Source organism: Maribacter zhoushanensis (genome assembly GCF_029350975.1).
GTDB classification, from domain to species: Bacteria; Bacteroidota; Bacteroidia; order Flavobacteriales; family Flavobacteriaceae; genus Maribacter; species Maribacter zhoushanensis.
Window position 1 is genome coordinate 851,557 of the sequence record NZ_JARKMR010000001.1, and the last position, 18,272, is coordinate 869,828.

The 18,272-nt window shown below is 35.3% G+C and carries 13 protein-coding genes; all 13 read left to right on the top strand.

The window, feature by feature from the left end; translation table 11 throughout:
• The first annotated feature begins 115 nt into the window (after positions 1-115).
• The 13 genes from PXD56_RS03520 to PXD56_RS03580 all read left to right on the top strand — a co-directional run bounded on the left by PXD56_RS03520 (position 116) and on the right by PXD56_RS03580 (position 18,272).
• Entirely contained in the window at positions 116-1,630 is a 1,515-nt protein-coding gene (locus PXD56_RS03520) for an MFS transporter (protein WP_276491970.1), read from the top strand.
• Between the two features lie 125 nt (positions 1,631-1,755).
• Positions 1,756-4,050 (top strand): NADP-dependent malic enzyme, encoded by a 2,295-nt coding sequence (locus PXD56_RS03525; protein ID WP_276491971.1) that lies wholly within the window; start codon positions 1,756-1,758, stop codon positions 4,048-4,050.
• Positions 4,051-4,123: 73 nt separating this feature from the next.
• Positions 4,124-4,705 (top strand): Holliday junction branch migration protein RuvA, encoded by a 582-nt coding sequence (gene ruvA / locus PXD56_RS03530; protein WP_036151909.1) that lies wholly within the window; start codon positions 4,124-4,126, stop codon positions 4,703-4,705.
• A 5-nt stretch (positions 4,706-4,710) separates the two neighbouring features.
• On the top strand, positions 4,711-11,892 hold the full coding sequence (gene sov, locus PXD56_RS03535; protein ID WP_476703477.1) for a T9SS outer membrane translocon Sov/SprA: 7,182 nt from the start codon (positions 4,711-4,713) through the stop codon (positions 11,890-11,892).
• Positions 11,893-12,025: 133 nt separating this feature from the next.
• Entirely contained in the window at positions 12,026-12,406 is a 381-nt protein-coding gene (gene gcvH / locus PXD56_RS03540; RefSeq protein WP_276491973.1) for a glycine cleavage system protein GcvH, read from the top strand.
• Positions 12,407-12,443: 37 nt separating this feature from the next.
• Positions 12,444-12,791 (top strand): VanZ family protein, encoded by a 348-nt coding sequence (locus PXD56_RS03545; RefSeq protein WP_276492509.1) that lies wholly within the window; start codon positions 12,444-12,446, stop codon positions 12,789-12,791.
• Positions 12,792-12,853: 62 nt separating this feature from the next.
• Positions 12,854-13,558, top strand: coding sequence for an energy transducer TonB (locus tag PXD56_RS03550; RefSeq protein ID WP_036151915.1), 705 nt, complete (start codon positions 12,854-12,856; stop codon positions 13,556-13,558).
• A 230-nt stretch (positions 13,559-13,788) separates the two neighbouring features.
• Positions 13,789-14,691, top strand: coding sequence for a heme o synthase (cyoE, locus tag PXD56_RS03555; RefSeq protein WP_276492510.1), 903 nt, complete (start codon positions 13,789-13,791; stop codon positions 14,689-14,691).
• Between the two features lie 2 nt (positions 14,692-14,693).
• Positions 14,694-15,275 (top strand): cytochrome c oxidase subunit 3, encoded by a 582-nt coding sequence (locus tag PXD56_RS03560; RefSeq protein WP_276491974.1) that lies wholly within the window; start codon positions 14,694-14,696, stop codon positions 15,273-15,275.
• Between the two features lie 96 nt (positions 15,276-15,371).
• Positions 15,372-16,346, top strand: a complete 975-nt coding sequence (locus tag PXD56_RS03565) for a cytochrome c oxidase subunit 3 (RefSeq protein WP_276491975.1) — start codon at positions 15,372-15,374, stop codon at positions 16,344-16,346.
• 53 nt (positions 16,347-16,399) lie between these two features.
• Positions 16,400-16,783, top strand: coding sequence for a cytochrome C oxidase subunit IV family protein (locus tag PXD56_RS03570; protein WP_276491976.1), 384 nt, complete (start codon positions 16,400-16,402; stop codon positions 16,781-16,783).
• Between the two features lie 125 nt (positions 16,784-16,908).
• Positions 16,909-17,538: a thioredoxin domain-containing protein gene (locus PXD56_RS03575; RefSeq protein WP_276491977.1), complete on the top strand. Its 630-nt coding sequence runs from the start codon at positions 16,909-16,911 to the stop codon at positions 17,536-17,538.
• Positions 17,538-18,272 (top strand): SCO family protein, encoded by a 735-nt coding sequence (locus PXD56_RS03580; protein WP_276491978.1) that lies wholly within the window; start codon positions 17,538-17,540, stop codon positions 18,270-18,272. Before PXD56_RS03575 ends, PXD56_RS03580 begins: the two co-directional genes overlap by 1 nt.

Genomic DNA, 18,272 nt, shown 5'->3' on the forward strand with positions numbered 1-18,272 from the left:
GGAGACTTAATTATATTATATTGGTAGTCATGTAAAATTATGTTTTTCTAATAAAACACATGATTTTTGTAAGAATGTAATAAAACTACCACTGAATTAATAACACTTCTCTTAGATGAAAATCAAAAAACCAAGTCTTAGTTTTTGGCAGATATTTAATATGAACGTTGGGTTTTTAGGTATCCAATATAGTTTTGGGTTGCAGCAAAACGCTATAAATCCTATTTTTTTATATCTAGGTGCTTCGGAAGAAATGATACCAATATTAAATATTGCTGGACCAATTACAGGTTTAATTATACAGCCTATTATTGGTGCAATGTCAGATAAAACATGGTCTCAACGGTGGGGTAGAAGAAAGCCTTATTTTTTAATTGGGGCAATTTTAGGTAGTTTATGTTTGTTCGCCTTTCCAATGAGTCCGGTATTATGGTTTGCTGTTGGTTTACTTTGGATTTTAGATGTTGGTAATAATGTAGCTATGGAACCTTACAGAGCATTTGTTGGTGATAAACTACCGGAGAAGCAATTGAGTTTTGGTTATCAAATGCAAAGTTTATTTTGTGGTTTAGGTGTTTTACTCGCAACTGGTTCAATTATACTATTTAAAAACCTTTTTAGCGAAAATATTGAGGAAGTTGGTTCTATTCCCGGATGGATTTATTACGCATTCTTTATTGGAGCATTTTTATCATTAACTACTGTTCTTTGGTCCATTTTCAAAACACCTGAAATTCCACCGACAGACGAAGAACTAATTGAAATTAATGAATTCAAAAAAGGGAAACCTAATCCGTTGGTTCAATTTCTAACTGTTTTATTGGTTATTGCTACTGTGCCTTTACTTTTGGGTTATGGTTTAGTTTATGTATTTCCATTTTTAAATGAAAATTATAATCTACTCGTTCTATTAATCATTATAATAGCAGGATTTTGGCTTTGGTTTTTATATTCGAAAATTAAAAGAAACCCTGAAAGTAAGTTTTTCAAAAAATTTGGTAAACTATTACTGCCTTTTATGGAAACTTCTGAGGCGGTAAAGGAAATGCCTAAGTTTATGTGGAAAGTTGGTGCTGTCTATTTGTTTCAATGGTATGCATTATTCGTTTATTGGCAGTTTTCTACACCTTTGTTTATAAAAACGATGGGATATTCAATATCAGAAGCAGCTTCGCAGGCGGCAACCATGAGTTTAATATATAACGCGGTTACCATGTTGGTTGCTTTAGTATTAGTTCCGCTTTCCTTGAAATTCGGAAATAAAATTGTATACTCTATAAGTTTGATGGGTACTGCAATTGCACTATTCACTATTCCTTTTATTACGGATCCATTTTTAGTTTTAATTCCAATGGTACTTTTTGGTATTGGCTGGGCTGCCATGATGGGTATTCCTTACACCATGGTTTCAAAGGTGGTTCCACAAGATAGGCGAGGTGTGTATATGGGTATTTTAAATATGATGATCGTAATTCCTATGTTCATACAAACTGTTACTTTCGGACCTATTTATAAATATTTTCTTAATAATAATGCTATAAATGCAATGTTGTTTGCAGGTGTATTTTTTGCAATATCCGGATTTTTGGCATTGCGTCTAAATGTATCAAACAAGGAGAAAGTGGATTAGTCGTGTTAAGATAATGGGCTTTTGATTTTCAAAGACACCACTATTTATTTTATTCATATAAATACAGGTCTGTTTAACGCTTTCTTACAGAATACCTTTAAATTTGTTTTTTTAAATAGAAGAGTATGAGCAGTGAAAAGCTAAGAAGAGAAGCACTTATTTATCATGCAAAACCACAACCTGGTAAGATAAAAATAGTACCTACTAAACCTTATAGTACACAACGTGATCTTGCTCTGGCGTATTCGCCCGGTGTTGCAGAACCATGTTTAGAGATAGCAAAGGATAAGGATAACGCCTATAAATATACATCTAAGGGTAATTTAGTTGCCATAATTTCTAACGGTACTGCTGTTTTAGGGTTGGGGAATATTGGACCAGAGGCTTCAAAACCTGTGATGGAAGGTAAAGGTCTTCTGTTTAAGATTTTTGCGGATATAGATGGTATCGATATTGAAGTAGATACTGAAGATGTAGATAAGTTTATTGAGACGGTAAAGATGATTGCCCCAACCTTTGGTGGTATTAATCTTGAGGATATTAAAGCGCCTGAGGCTTTTGAAATTGAAAGAAGATTAAAGGAGGAGTTAGATATTCCTGTAATGCATGATGATCAGCATGGTACGGCGATAATTTCTGCAGCTGCTTTATTGAATGCCTTAGAGCTTTCAAAAAAGAAAATGGAAGAAGTACGCATCGTTATCAGTGGTGCTGGTGCTGCTGCTGTTTCATGTACTAAATTATATAAAGCATTCGGTGCCAAAGCAGAGAATATAGTAATGCTTGATAGTAAAGGTGTTATTAGAAAAGATGCCGAAAACTTATCTGCGGCAAAGAAAGAATTTGCTACCGATAGAAAAATAAATACACTAGATGAAGCTATGGTAGATGCCGATGTATTCGTTGGTCTTTCTATAGCAAATGTTGTGACCCCGTCCATGTTGGAATCTATGGCAGAAAACCCTATTGTTTTTGCAATGGCTAATCCTGATCCAGAGATTGCTTACGACCTGGCGGTTGCTACACGTAAAGATATTATAATGGCAACGGGAAGATCTGATCATCCTAACCAAGTGAATAATGTACTTGGTTTTCCATTCATTTTTAGAGGAGCACTAGATGTGCGGGCTACGGCAATTAATGAAGCCATGAAAATGGCGGCAGTAAAAGCTTTGGCAGATTTGACAAGACAACCTGTGCCTGAGCAAGTGAATATCGCTTATGGTGAAACAAGATTGACCTTTGGTAAGGAGTATATTATTCCTAAGCCATTTGATCAAAGATTAATTTATGAAATACCACCTGCTGTTGCTAAGGCAGCCATGGAGAGTGGAGTGGCAAAAGCACCAATAGACGATTGGGATAAATATAGAGAGGAGCTAATGCTTCGTTCTGGTAACGATAATAAAGTAGTTCGTCAACTTCATGGTAGGGCTCGTAGCCATGCCAAGAAAATAGTATTTGCTGAAGCTGATCACTTAGATGTTTTGAAAGCGGCACAGATAGTTCATGAAGAGGGTATTGCAGTTCCTATTCTTTTAGGTAGAAAAGATATCATTCTTGAATTGAAGAAAGAGTTGGATTTTGATGCTGACCTTGCCATTATAGATCCAATGTCAGAAGAGTTTGATGAACGCCATATTCGTTACGCCACAAAATACTGGGAAAGTAGAAAGCGAAGCGGAGTAACTTTTTATAGTGCTAAAATAAAAATGCGTGAGCGTAATTATTTTGGTTCTATGATGGTTCTTGAAGGTGATGCGGACGGAATGATTTCTGGGTACTCAAGAGCATACCCTACGGTAGTAAAACCAATTTTAGAAGTTATTGGTAGAGCAAGTAAGGTCAAGAAGGTTGCTACGGTTAACATTATGATTACTGATAGAGGGCCGTTATTTTTAGCCGATACTTCAATCAATATAGAGCCTAATGCAGAAGAATTGGCAGATATTGCACAAATGACAGCGAACGTTGCTTCTAATTTTGGATTTGATCCTGTGTTGGCAATGTTGAGTTATGCCAACTTTGGTTCGTCAACTCACCCAAATGCTAAAAAAGTAAGAGAAGCGGTTGGTATTCTTCATGAAACTCAACCAGATTTAGTGGTTGATGGTGAAATACAAACCGATTTTGCTTTAAACAGAGAACTTCATGAAAGTAAGTTCCCATTTTCTAAACTAGCGGGTAGAAAGGTAAACACCTTAATATTTCCGAATTTAGAATCTGCCAACATCACATATAAGCTGTTGAAAGAATTGAACAGTGCAGATTCTATAGGTCCTATTATGGTTGGTTTGCGTAAAGCTGTACATATTATGCAGCTAGGTGCTAGTGTTGATGAAATCGTAAACATGGCGGCAGTTGCTGTAATTGATGCTCAAGAGCGCGAAAAGCGCAAGAAAGCTAAAGGTTCAAAATAAGTTTTAATCAAAAAATAACTCAAATAGGGAAATTGGTAGACATACTTCTTTCCCTTTTTAATTTTAAAAGATCATGATACATCACTTAAGAGGAAAACTAGTAGAGAAAAACCCAACTCATGTTATTATCGAATGTGGTGGTGTTGGCTATTTTGTAAATATTTCTTTAAATACTTTTTCTAAGTTGCCAGAGCAAGAAAATATCTCTGTTTTTACGCACCTTCAAGTGAAGGAAGATTCTCACACATTGTTCGGGTTTGTTGAAAAATCAGAGCGTGAAATATTCCGATTATTACTATCCGTTTCGGGCATAGGATCAAGTATAGCAAGAACCATGCTTTCTTCTATGTCTCCGTCTCAAGTAAGAGATGCCATTGCCAATGGTGATGTTGCATCAATACAAGCTGTTAAAGGTATAGGGGCGAAAACCGCACAGCGTGTAATTTTGGATCTTAGGGATAAGGTCTTAAAAGTTTACGATATAGACGAACTTTCACTAAGTACAAACAATACAAATAAAGATGAAGCGTTATCTGCTTTAGAAGTTCTGGGCTTCGCACGTAAACAATCAGAGAGGGTTGTCGATAAAGTGCTTGGTCAAGATGCTTCGCTAAGTGTCGAGGACATAATAAAACTCGCGCTCAAAAATTTGTAATAAGTTTGAAAAACGGGGTAACTAAATTTCTTAAAATTTCTTTTAAGGGCATCTTTGCATTCTTTATGTTTTTAGCTTCTATAACAACTGTTATGGCGCAAGAAACAGAAGAGCAGGAAATTGATTCGGTAAAGACTGGGTATGATCTGGGTAGAATTCTAATTCAGAACCCTGAGAGTATCGTGTCCAAATATATTTATGACCCTGAACTTGATCGTTATATCTATAATGAGAGTGTTGGCGATTTTAATATCGGTTATCCGATAATTCTTACACCAGACCAATATTTCAAATTGATAAGGGAAGAAGGGATTAAATCATATTTTAAAGAGAAATCTGATGCCTATTCCGGAAAAAAAGAAGGTAGTGAAGAAGCACGTAAAAACTTACTTCCTAATTTCTATGTAAACAATGATTTCTTTTCTACCATTTTTGGTGGTAATACCATTGAGATAATCCCACAAGGGTCTGTTGCAATGGATTTAGGTGTTATATGGCAGAAAAATGACAATCCGTCTTTATCGCCTAGAAACAGAACCAATCTTTCTTTTGATTTTGATCAGCGTATTAGTCTTAGTATGCTAGGGCAAATAGGGGAGCGCTTACAGGTAACCGCTAATTATGATACCGAAGCAACTTTTGATTTCCAAAATATTGTAAAGTTAGATTATACCCCTACTGAAGATGATATTATACAATCTATAGAAGTAGGTAATGTAAATATGCCACTTAATAGTTCGTTGATTTCTGGTGCACAGAGTCTATTTGGTGTAAAAACTAAATTACAATTTGGCAAAACTTCGGTAACAGCGGTATTTTCTGAGCAGCGTTCACAAAATAATACGGTTGTAGCGCAAGGTGGTGGTACATTAAATGATTTCTCATTAACCGCTTTGGACTATGATGAAAATAGACACTTTTTCTTAGCACAGTATTTTAGGGATAATTATGATGAAGCACTTTCTTCTTACCCGTACATACAAAGTCAAGTACAGATTACGCGTATAGAGGTTTGGATTACGAACAGAACACAGCAAACATTGAATGTACGTAATGTTGTAGCTATTCAAGATTTAGGGGAATCAGATATTACAAAGACTAGAGTAGGTCAAAATAGTGGTAGTGGCAGTGGTTTCTTTAATGGTCCTGCAGATTTAAGACCTAGAAACAACGCCAATGACTATGATCCGGCTTTAATACTTACTAATGCTGGTGCTTTAAATGATAATATTAGGGAAATTGCCACAGTTGAAAGTGGTTTCAATGCCGGTAGTTTTGCAGGCGGATATTCTCCTAACCAAGGTTTTGATTATGCGTATTTAGAAAATGCAAGAAAGCTGGAGCAGGGTAGAGATTTCGATTTTAATACGCAATTAGGTTATATCTCTTTAAACCAACGTTTAAGTAATGACGAGGTTTTAGGTGTCGCTTATCAATATACTTTTCAAGGTCAGGTATACCAAGTAGGTGAATTTGCAAATGGAGGTATAGAGGCAACTACGGTTACTCAAGATGTTAGTACCGTAATAGAAAACAATACATTAATACTTAAACTTCTTAAAAGTAATATTACCAATATCACTGATCCTATTTGGGATTTGATGATGAAGAACATTTATGCTACTGGTGCATATAGCTTAAGTCAAGAAGATTTTAAGATGAATATTCTATATTCTGATCCTACTTCAAGAAATTATATTACTCCGGTAGAAGAAGGTCCGGGTTCTGGTTGGCCAGAAGGTTTGGAAGAGACTATTCTTTTAAATGTTTTTAATCTAGATAGGTTAAATGTGTATAATGATATTCAACCCGGTGGTGATGGTTTCTTTGATTTCATCAGTGGGCAGACTATAGATGTACAGAACGGTAGGATCATCTTTACTAAAGTTGAGCCTTTTGGAGAGTATTTATACGAAAAGTTACAAAATGGTAATAGTGGTCAGTATGATGTTACTTCTGGTTATAATGCCAACCAAGAGCAGTACGTATTTAGAGATATGTATGCTTTAACCAAAACGGCGGCATTACAAGATCCAGAAAAAAATAAGTTCTTGTTAAAAGGTTCATACAAATCAGAAGGTAGTAATGGTATTTCCATAGGTGCATTTAATGTACCCCAAGGTTCTGTTACGGTTACTGCAAATGGTAGAACATTGCAAGAGGGTATTGACTATACGGTAAACTACCAATCTGGTACGGTGCAGATTTTAGATCCTAGTTTAGAGGCTTCAAATGTGCCTATTAATATTTCGGTGGAGAACAATGCAGTTTTCGGTCAGCAAACACGTCGTTTTACTGGGGTAAATGTAGAGCATCAATTCAATGAAAAATTTGTTTTGGGCGGTACCTTGTTAAATATGAACGAACGACCGTTAACGCAGAAATCTACATATGGCGTAGAGTCTGTAAACAATACTATTTTTGGACTGAACACTAACTTTTCTACAGAAGTGCCTTTCTTGACACGTATGGTGAATAAGTTGCCAAATATTGATACAGATGTACCTTCTAATATTTCGGTAAGGGCAGAAATGGCGGCATTAATACCTAGTTCACCTAAAAATGCTGATTTTGAAGGTGAGACTACTACATATTTAGATGATTTTGAAGGCGCACAGGCATTAATAGATATTAGAGCATCCCTTGGTTGGTCTCTTGCGAGTATGCCATTGGAATATGGTAACGGAGACCAACCTTTTGGTAGTTCTCCTGAAGATGCAAATAATCTTTTAAACGGTTACGGTAGGGCAAAGTTATCTTGGTCTATTGATCCAATTTTCTTTACTACACAAAGACCTGATGAGATTAGCGACGATGATATTTCAACTAATGCTACGCGTAGAGTGTATATTGACGAGGTTTTTCCAGAGACAGATGTTGCTCAAGGGCAAACTCAAGTACAGTCTACCTTAGATATGGTGTACTATCCAAATACTAAAGGACCTTATAATAATAATCCAGATTTTGACACTGAAGCTCCAACTGAAAAATGGGGTGGTATGATGCGTTCTTTGAGTAGTACGGATTTTGAACAGAGTAACGTTGAGTTTGTTCAATTTTGGGTAATGGATCCTTATGTTGATGGTATTGCTAATGGATCAGGAGAACTAGTGCTTAACCTAGGTAATATTTCTGAAGATATACTGCGTGACGGTAAAAAGCAATATGAAAACGGATTGCCAGGAGTGGATAGCAATGATTTCGTTTCCCCTACCTCTTGGGGTGAAGTGCCTGCAACACAATCATTAGTATATGCTTTTGATGCTGATGAAAACAATAGAGGTTTACAGGATATTGGTTTTGATGGTTTAGATGATGTTCGAGAAGCAGATGTATATACCAATAACGGCGGTAATGACCCTGCTTTGGATAACTACGGCTATTATTTAAATAGAGATGGTAGTATTTTAGATAGATACTTAGATTTCAATAACCCACAAGGTAACTCACCCGTAACGGTAACAAACACGGATAGAGGTTCTACTACATTGCCGGATGTGGAAGATGTAGATAGAGATTTAACCATGAATACGGTCAACAGTTACTATGAGTACCGTATTGCTATAAAGCCGAATACGACCATTAATGATGAATACGTAACTGATATCATTGAGGGTACCGCTAGTGGAGATATTAGAATACCTAATGGAGATGATGTCAATTACCGTTGGATCCAGTACAAAATTCCATTGAGCGACTTTACAGATGCAATTGGTGGTATTACAGATTTTAGGTCTATTAGTTTTATGCGTATGTATATGACAGGGTTTAATAGTCCTACTATATTACGTTTTGCAACTTTAGATTTAGTTAGGGGAGATTGGCGTACGTATACCAATACTTTACAAGATACAAATATTGATAGTGATCCGTCTGATGATGGTACTACTTTAGATGTAAATACGGTTAACATTGAAGAAAATAGTAGTAGAACACCAATACCATATGTGTTGCCTCCTGGTGTTGTGAGAGAGCAGTTGAATAATAACAATACTATTATACGCCAAAATGAGCAATCTCTTTCTCTAACTGTATCTAATTTAGAGTCTGAAGATTCACGTGGTGTATTTAAGAATTTGAATGTTGATATTCGTCAGTATGAGAAGTTAAAAATGTTCATTCATGCCGAGAAAATTATAGATAGCGATTATGCAGATACCTCTACGCCTTTAGTTGGTTTCTTGCGTATGGGTACGGATTTTACCCAAAACTACTATCAAATAGAATTGCCATTAGAGTTTACGCCTTTTACTGCAGTTGCAGATGATGAAATATGGCCGGAGAATAATGAGATGAATATTTTACTAAGTGATTTAACGAAAGTGAAATCGCAATGGATTGCAGATGGTGATTTAAATGATGTTCGTTTCTTTGAAATTGAAAATGATGAAGTGATTCCTGTTGGCGAGTTTGATGTTCGTACTCCTGGTAGAATTCGTATCGGTATAAAAGGTAATCCGTCTTTAGGTAGTATACGTACTATGATGGTGGGTGTTAAAAACCAAGATATTTTACCGGCAAGAGGTGAGGTTTGGTTTAATGAACTTCGTCTTGCTGGTTTGGATAATAATGGTGGCTGGGCCGCAATTGCCGCAGTAGATGGTAATATTGCAGATTTTGCCAACTTTAGTGCTACAGGTAGTAAAAGTACTTCTGGTTTTGGATCTATAGATCAAATGCCAAATGAACGTGCCCGTGAAGATGCCGTTTCTTATGATGTCGTAACCAATGTTAATGTTGGGCAATTGCTTCCTAAAAAGTGGGGAATTCAATTACCGTTCAATTACGGAATTTCAGAGCAATTGATTACTCCGGAGTTTGATCCTGTTTATGATGATTTAAAACTAGACGATAGAATTGCGGCCGAAGATACCCAAGAAGGTAAAGATGAGGTATTGGAGCAAGCTGAAGATTATACAAAACGTACCAGTATCAACTTAATTGGTGTTCGTAAAGATCGTGGTGAAGAAGCAGATGCCAATTTCTACGATATAGAAAACTTTACGTTTAACTACAGTTACAACGAAACTGATCATAGAGATTTTGAAATTGCCGAGTTAAAAGAGCAGAATGTAAATACTGGTTTTGTGTATAATCACAGTTTTGAGCCGGTAGAGGTTGCTCCTTTTGCTAAAAAAGATTCACTTTTTACGGGTAAGTACTGGCAATGGTTAAAAGATTTAAATCTGAATTTGTTGCCTTCAAATGTTGGCATCACTTCTAATATCAATAGGCAGTTTAACGCACAACGTTTTAGGGATGTGTATACAGATGGTGAAGATAGAATAGAATTGCCAGAGCTTCAACAGCGTAATTATTTATTTAATTGGCAGTATGCCGTCAATTATAATTTGACAAAATCATTGCGATTAAACTTAACGGGGTCAAACAATAACATTGTTAGAAACTATTTAAATGAAGATGAGCCTGTAGAGTCAATAGATAGAATTAGAAATGAATTAGGTTTATGGGACGGCTTCTTTGATGTAGGTGAACCAAATAGACATTCTCAGCAAATGCAGCTGAATTATGAAGTGCCTTTTTCAAAAATACCTGCTTTAGATTTTATAAGTACACAATACTCATATACTAGTAATTTCGACTGGCAAAGAGGTGGTGATGCATTGTTTGAGGTGGCTGGTGAATATATTAATACCGTTCAAAATGCGAACACGCATACATTAACATCATCTTTGACGATGCAGAAGTTCTATGATCTGATTGGACTTAAAAAGCGTGAGGCTCCTAGGGCTTCTACGGCAGGACCAATACGAAGAGATAAGTCTGGCGCATTATCTGAAGATCAAGAAAAGATTAAAGGTAAAACAAGTGATTTGTTCAATACCGTTGTTGATATTGTTACAATGGTAAAACGACTGAATTTTAACTACAGTGAAAACAATGGTACTGTGCTTCCTGGGTATACACAATCTGTTGGGTTTGTTGGTACAACTAAACCTACCATTGGTTTCTTGTTCGGTAGTCAGGCAGATGTTAGGTACGAAGCTGCTAGAAATGGTTGGTTAACCGGTTTTCAAGAATTTAATGAGCAATTCATCCAAAGAACAAATAAACAATTGAATATTACCGCAACTGCGCAACCAACTAAAGATATTACTATTGATTTGGTTGCGGACAGGCAATATTCTGATAGTTATCAAGAGAATTTTAATGTTGTTGACCAAGAGTACAATCTTCAGTTAGGTAATAACTATGGTAGTTTTAGTATTTCTACTATGATGATAGGTACTGCATTTGGTAAGAGTGATGAATTTGATTCAAGTACTTTTCAGCAATTTAAGGATAATAGAATTACCATAGCGAACAGATTGATTTCTGATCGATCGCAACCTGTTGGTGATTTAGATGATGATGGTTTTCCTCAATTATATGGTAAAACGCAACAAGATGTATTGTTACCTGCATTTTTTGCTGCCTATACTGGGCAAGATGCTGAGCGTGTAAACTTAGATACGTTTAGAGATATTCCAATACCTAACTGGAGTATTAAGTATACCGGTTTAATGAAGAGCAAGTGGTTTAAAAAGAAATTCAAACGTTTTTCTTTAAGTCATGGGTATCGCGCATCATATAGTATTAACTCATATCAGACGAATTTAGAAAAAGTGCAATTGATTAAAGATGGTCAAGATGCTATTAATGCTGAGAACCTTGATATTTTACCAGATTTAATTTTAAACAACGTGGTACTTACGGATCAGTTCAACCCGCTAATACGTGTAGATTTTGAAATGAAGAATTCTGTAAGTGTTTTAGCAGAGGTTAGAACAGATAGGGCATTGTCATTAAGTTTTGATAATGATTTAATGACCGAAATCAATGGTAAAGAGTATACAGTTGGTTTAGGGTATCGTTTTAAGGATGTAAAATTTGTAACTAATATAGGTGGGAACAAAACAAGGTTAAAGGGCGATTTAAACCTGAAAGCTGATTTAACATTGCGAGATAACATTACTATTATTAGAAATCTAGATATCAATAATAATCAGATTACCTCTGGTCAAAATCTAATGTCATTGAAGTTTACTGCAGATTATGCCTTAAGTAAGAACTTAAATGCTTTGTTCTTTTATGATCATTCGTTCTCTAAGTTTGCTGTTTCAACGGCATTTCCGCAAACTACAATTAATACCGGTTTTACAATTCGTTATAACTTTGGTAACTAATATTACGGTTCCTTATAATTTGGGTACGTATTATATGAACCCTTCATAAACATATATTAACATTAATAAATGTTTTGATAACCTAAGTTGAAAACTTTACATTTGCCGAAGTAAAAAATAATAAACGATTATAATGAATATACCAGCTGAATTAAAATATACAAAAGATCACGAGTGGGTGAAGATAGAAGGTGATGTTGCCATTGTGGGTATTACAGATTTCGCACAAGGTGAATTAGGTGATATTGTTTATGTTGAAGTAGATACACTTGATGAGACTTTAGATCGTGAAGCAATCTTTGGTACGGTTGAAGCTGTAAAAACTGTTTCTGACTTATTTTCTCCTTTATCTGGGGAAATTGTTGAGTTCAACGAAGCGCTAGAAGATGAGCCGGAAAAGGTGAATAGTGATCCTTACGGTGATGGTTGGATGGTGAAAATTAAATTTAGCGATGCTAGCGAACTAGAAGATTTGTTGAGCGATGCTGCATATAAAGAGATTATTGGTGGTTAAAAACACTATTTATAAAGTACTTTTCATAAGCTGGATGATGTTTGTAACATTTTCCAGCTTATTTTCTTTTTCAGGAATTGGCACCTCAAGGTTCAATATTCCGCATATGGATAAGTTCGTACATTTTACCTTCTATTCTGTTATGGTGGTGTTGGGTTACTTGGCAATACCTAAGAGTAGGGAACAGGTTGTCGGTAGGTCTAAGTTATTGTGGTACATTGTTTTATTTGCTGTAGTGTACGGCATAATTATTGAAGTGATACAACATGTTGCAACTTCTGATAGACACGGCGATCCGCTAGATGCATTGGCAAATTCTACCGGAGCTATTGTAGGAATGTTGGCTGTTAGATTTCTGTTTTTTCGGGTGCCCTCGTTAAAATGAAAATTTTAGTTGCATATTTATGGATTAATTAGTTAAATTAGCAATCACTAAATTGAATATATATGGAACCGAAAAAAAATCCTAAAGCGGATTTAACAAAGAACAGCAGTCTTTATTTCGTTATTGGTTTGTTTGCAGTAATGCTATTTACTTACGTAGCATTTGAATGGAAAACCTATGATGAGGTGAATGATTATGATATTTCTATGAATGTGGATGATCTTTTAGATGAAGAAGTTCCAATGACAGAACAGATTAAAACTCCACCACCTCCACCGCCACCGGCTGCACCAGAGATTATTGAGGTTGTAGAAGATGAAGAAGAGGTTGAAGAAACTGTAATCGAGTCTACTGAAACTAGTCAAGAAGAAGAAATTGTTGAGGTTGAAGACGTTGTTGTAGATGAAATTGAAGAAGACGTAGATGTACCTTTCGCAGTTATTGAAGATGTACCTGTTTTTCCTGGTTGTGAAAACGAGAGCGATAAAAGAGCTTGTTTCAACAAAATGATTCAAAAGCACATTGGTAAAAACTTCCGTTATCCAGAAATTGCTCAAGAAATGGGTGTTCAAGGTAGAGTAAGTGTAATGTTCGTTATTCAAAAAGATGGAAGCATCGGTAACGTAAGAATGCGTGGACCAGATAAAAACTTAGAAAAAGAAGCTGCAAGAATTATCGGTAAGTTGCCAAAAATGACTCCTGGTAAGCAGAGAGGTAGAGCGGTACGTGTTCCTTTTAGTATTCCGATCAACTTTAAATTACAATAGTATTTAGTTACTATTTCAATAAATATAAAAATCCCGAGCAAACTGCTCGGGATTTTTTTTGTGCCATATTTTTCTAAGTTAGTTGACTTTATAATGGCTAGTGTTGTGGTGTCATTTCTGCCATTGTTGAATAGTATAGATAAGAGCGCTTTCAATAATACTAGAAATAAAGCTTTTAGGTTGCAGAAATATGACTTGGGGGTTATCTTTGCAGATCTATAAAAATGAGTATGAAAACGGCTGTTGGTTCGGAAAAAGAAAGTGCTTTTGCATTGATTCTTGCCGATTTTAAGGAGATTACCAAAGCTAGATTGGCTATTAGTGTCGTTTTTTCTTCTATAGCAGGCTATTTTCTTGGTGCATTTGAGATACAATGGGTGCAAGTGCTGTTATTGGCATTTGGCGGTTATTGTATGGTAGGTGCCAGTAATGCTTATAATCAAGTTATTGAAAAAGATTTAGACGTTTTAATGAAGCGTACTAAAAATAGACCTATTCCTGCAGGTCGTATGACGGTGAATACGGCTATGAGCTTAGCCATTGTTTTAACATTACTGGGTATTTTTTCATTGTATTTATTAAACCCTAAGACGGCAATGTTTGGGGCAATATCCATTTTTTTATACACCAGTGTTTATACCCCGTTGAAAACGATAACCCCTTTGGCGGTTTTTGTTGGGGCAATTCCTGGAGCAATTCCATTTATGTTAGGTTGGGTAGCGGCTACAGATGATTTTGGTATAGAACCAGGTACCTTGTTTATGATACAGTTTTTCTGGCAATTTCCGCATTTTTGGGCTTTAGGGTGGATGTTAGATGATGACTATAGGGCTGGCGGATTTAAAATGTTACCTACAGGAAAGAAAGATGCGGCGACTGTGCTGCAAATAATAATGTATACTATTTGGATGATGGCGGTTTCAATTATTCCTGTATTTGGAATAACGGGTAGATTGCAATTATCTGTCGTATCTGCCGTACTAATCTTTTTAATGGGCGCGGTGATGTTAGCATTCGCTTTTCAGTTGTACAGAAAGAGAGATAATGTATCTGCAAGAAAATTAATGTTGGCAAGTGTAAGTTATATAACACTGATGCAGATAGTATACGTAATAGATAAATTTTTAGCTTAATTATGGATTTAACACAAGGTACGGAGGCAGAGAAGAATGCTAGGGCAAAGAAGATGATGCTTTGGTTTGGAATTATTAGCTTATTAATGGGTTTTGCAGGGTGGACAAGTGCTTACATTGTAAGTAGTTCAAGAGAAGATTGGTCAAGTGATGTTGCGCTGCCAGATGCTTTTCTTTACAGTACCATTGTTATCATTATAAGTAGTATTAGTTATATGCTTGCAAAAAAAGCCATAAAAGATGGTGAAAATGCTAGCGGTACTAAATGGTTGTGGATTACGTTAGGTTTAGGAGTTCTTTTTATCTTTTTGCAATTTTCAGGGTTTTCTCAGATGGTTGCGGGAGGGTATTACTTTACTGGACCTACAAGTAGCATTAAAGTATCGTACATTTTTTTAATAGCGATGGTGCATGTGGTGCATGTTGTTGCGGGTATGATTTCTTTATTGGTGGTATTGTATAATCAAAACAAAGGAAAATATAGTAAAGAGAACTATTTAGGTGTTACCTTAGGGGCAACATTTTGGCATTTCTTAGATTTCTTATGGGTCTATTTGGTGTTATTTATGTTCTTTGTGAAATAAAAAACGAATCAAAGTTAGTTTTGGGTCAAATTGCGTTTTTAAATAGTTCAAAAAAATGTAAATTTGCTAAAGTTTTATTAAAACGATAATTAGTATATGAATTCTACGGTGACTACGGGAACGGAAACAAGCGTATGGGGTGGTGGCAATCAGCCTTTAGGAGCAAGCTATGGAAAAATGATGATGTGGTTTTTCCTTGTATCGGATGCGTTAACTTTCTCTGGATTTTTAGCAGCATACGGCTTTTCAAGATTTAAATTTATTGAAACATGGCCAATAGCGGACGAGGTGTTTACACACGTTCCTTTATTTCATGGTAATTATCCCATGATATATGTTGCCTTTATGACTTTTATTCTTATTATGTCATCTGTTACCATGGTATTGGCAGTTGATGCTGGTCATAAGATGAAAAAGAATGCAGTGACATGGTATATGTTCGCTACTGTAATCGGAGGTATTATATTCGTTGGTTCTCAAGCTTGGGAATGGGGTACTTTTATTAAAGGAGACTTTGGAGCTCTAGAAACTAAAGGTGGTAGAATTTTACAATTTGTAAAAGCTGATACAGGCGAAAGAGCAGCGTTGTCTGATTTTGCAGCGTCTATACCTGGTGATAGAACTGTACATGAAAGAAAAAACGGAATTTGGTTTTATCAAGAGCCAGCATTAACTAGCGTTTCTTTAGAAGAGGTAGTTAAAGGTTTTAAAGCCGATTCTAATATTTTGATTAGAACTGAAGTAATCAATGAAGAAGGAGAAAAGACATTATTAGATAGAAAAGCTTCATTAGCTAAATTGGCGGAGGCTACACAAGTTGTTGAAGGTGCTAATTTGATTCATAATGAATACGGAAGTAGACTTTTTGCTGACTTCTTTTTCTTTATCACAGGTTTTCACGGTTTCCACGTATTCTCAGGTGTAGTAATTAACATTATCATTTTCTTTAATGTTATTCTAGGTACTTATGAGAGAAGAGGACATTATGAAATGGTAGAGAAAGTTGGTTTATATTGGCACTTTGTAGATTTAGTTTGGGTATTCGTATTTACATTCTTCTACTTAGTATAATCCTTATAGAAATAAACAGCATTACTGTATAAAGAATTTTAGATTAAAGTAAAATGGCAGACGGACATAAATTAGAAATTTTTAGAGGACTTGTAAAGTTCAAATCTAACACACAGAAAATCTGGGGAGTATTAGCTTTTTTAACCTTAATTACTGCTGTAGAAGTAGTATTAGGTATTATTAAGCCAGAATCTTTGACCGATACTTATGTATTGGGAATGAAGTTGATTAACTGGATTTTCATTATCTTAACTTTGGTTAAGGCTTATTATATTGCATGGGACTTTATGCACTTACGTGATGAGAAGTCTGCACTAAGAAGAGCGATAGTTTGGACACCAATATTCTTGGTTATTTATTTGACATTTATACTTCTAGTAGAAGCAGATTATATTTATAACGTATATAAAGATGGCTTTGTAAGCTGGAACTTCTAAGTTATAATTAACAGTATTAAAAGACGGTTTTACAACCGTCTTTTTTATTTTTGTATAGTTTGTAATTTAATGATTATCGCTATTGAAACTTCTGAAAAGGTTTCAGTAATCTGTCTTCCTTGTTTATGAAAAAGACTTTTGTTCTTGTTGTCTTGTTTGTGCTGCCAATAGTAGCATATTTATTCTTTGCCTCTGGCGTTACCAACTTTGGTAAATTGTCTCAGCTGACCAAAAATGTTGAAGAACTTCATTTCTCTGATCAAACTCAATTTAAAGATAAAATTACGGTATTGGGCTTTTTAGGTTCTGATGTTGAAGGCAGAAAGGGGAATGCCTTTAATTTGAATCAAAAGATATACAAACGCTTTTACGAGTTTACAGACTTTCAATTTGTAATGTTGGTGGCTGATGATACTAATGATGAAGTTGATGCACTTAAAAAAGAGTTGGCAACCTTAGCTGACAATGATAAATGGAAATTTGTATATGCTAGTGATGAAGAGATTAAGAATCTTTTCAATAGCCTTAAAACAGATATTGAGTTAGATGCCAAAAATAGTACGCCCTATGTATTTATTATTGACAAGGATTTAACTTTAAGAGGAAGGTCTGATGATGAAGATGATGGGACCAAATATGGTTTCAATTCTACTTTGGTATCAGATTTAAACAATAAAATGGTAGATGATGTAAAAATCATTTTAGCGGAATACCGTCTTGCCTTAAAGAAGAATAATGCAGAACGTTCTAAATAATGAATAAGAAATATACATACGTTTGGGTTTCTTTAATTGTTCTAATTTTTGGAATCATTGTAATACCAAGAATTGTAGATAGATTGTCTTCTGGTTCTGTTGTTGAAAATGATAGATTAAATTCAGAAGGTAAAGATGCTGGTGATGAAAAGTTGGGTTATATTTTGTTAGATGGCAAACGACGTAAAGTGCCATCTTTCGAATTTATAAATCAAGATAGTGTTCTGGTGTCCGACAAAGATTATTTAGGTAAGGTCTATGTTGTAGATTTCTTTTTTACCAGATGCCCAAGTATTTGTCCTGTGATGACAACTAACCTAGTAGATGTACAGGAGCATTTTAAGGGTGCTAATGACTTTGCAATAGCATCATTTAGTATTACTCCAGATTTTGATACACCACAGATTTTAAGAGCTTATGAAGAAAAGTATGGCATTAATGATTCAAATTGGAATTTAATGACGGGTGATCATGATGGTATTTATCAACTGGCAAATTCAGGATTTAATATTTTTGCTGCTGAAATGCCAGATGTGCCAGGTGGTTTTGAACATTCGGGTTTATTTGCCTTAGTGGACAAAGAAGGTTATTTGCGATCAAGAATAGATGAGTTTGGAAATCCTATAGTGTATTACCGAGGAGCCATTTTGGAAGAAAAAGGAGTGAACGATCAAGGAGAAACCGAAGAAATTGGTATTTTAAAAATTGATATTCAGAAATTGTTAGAAGAATAA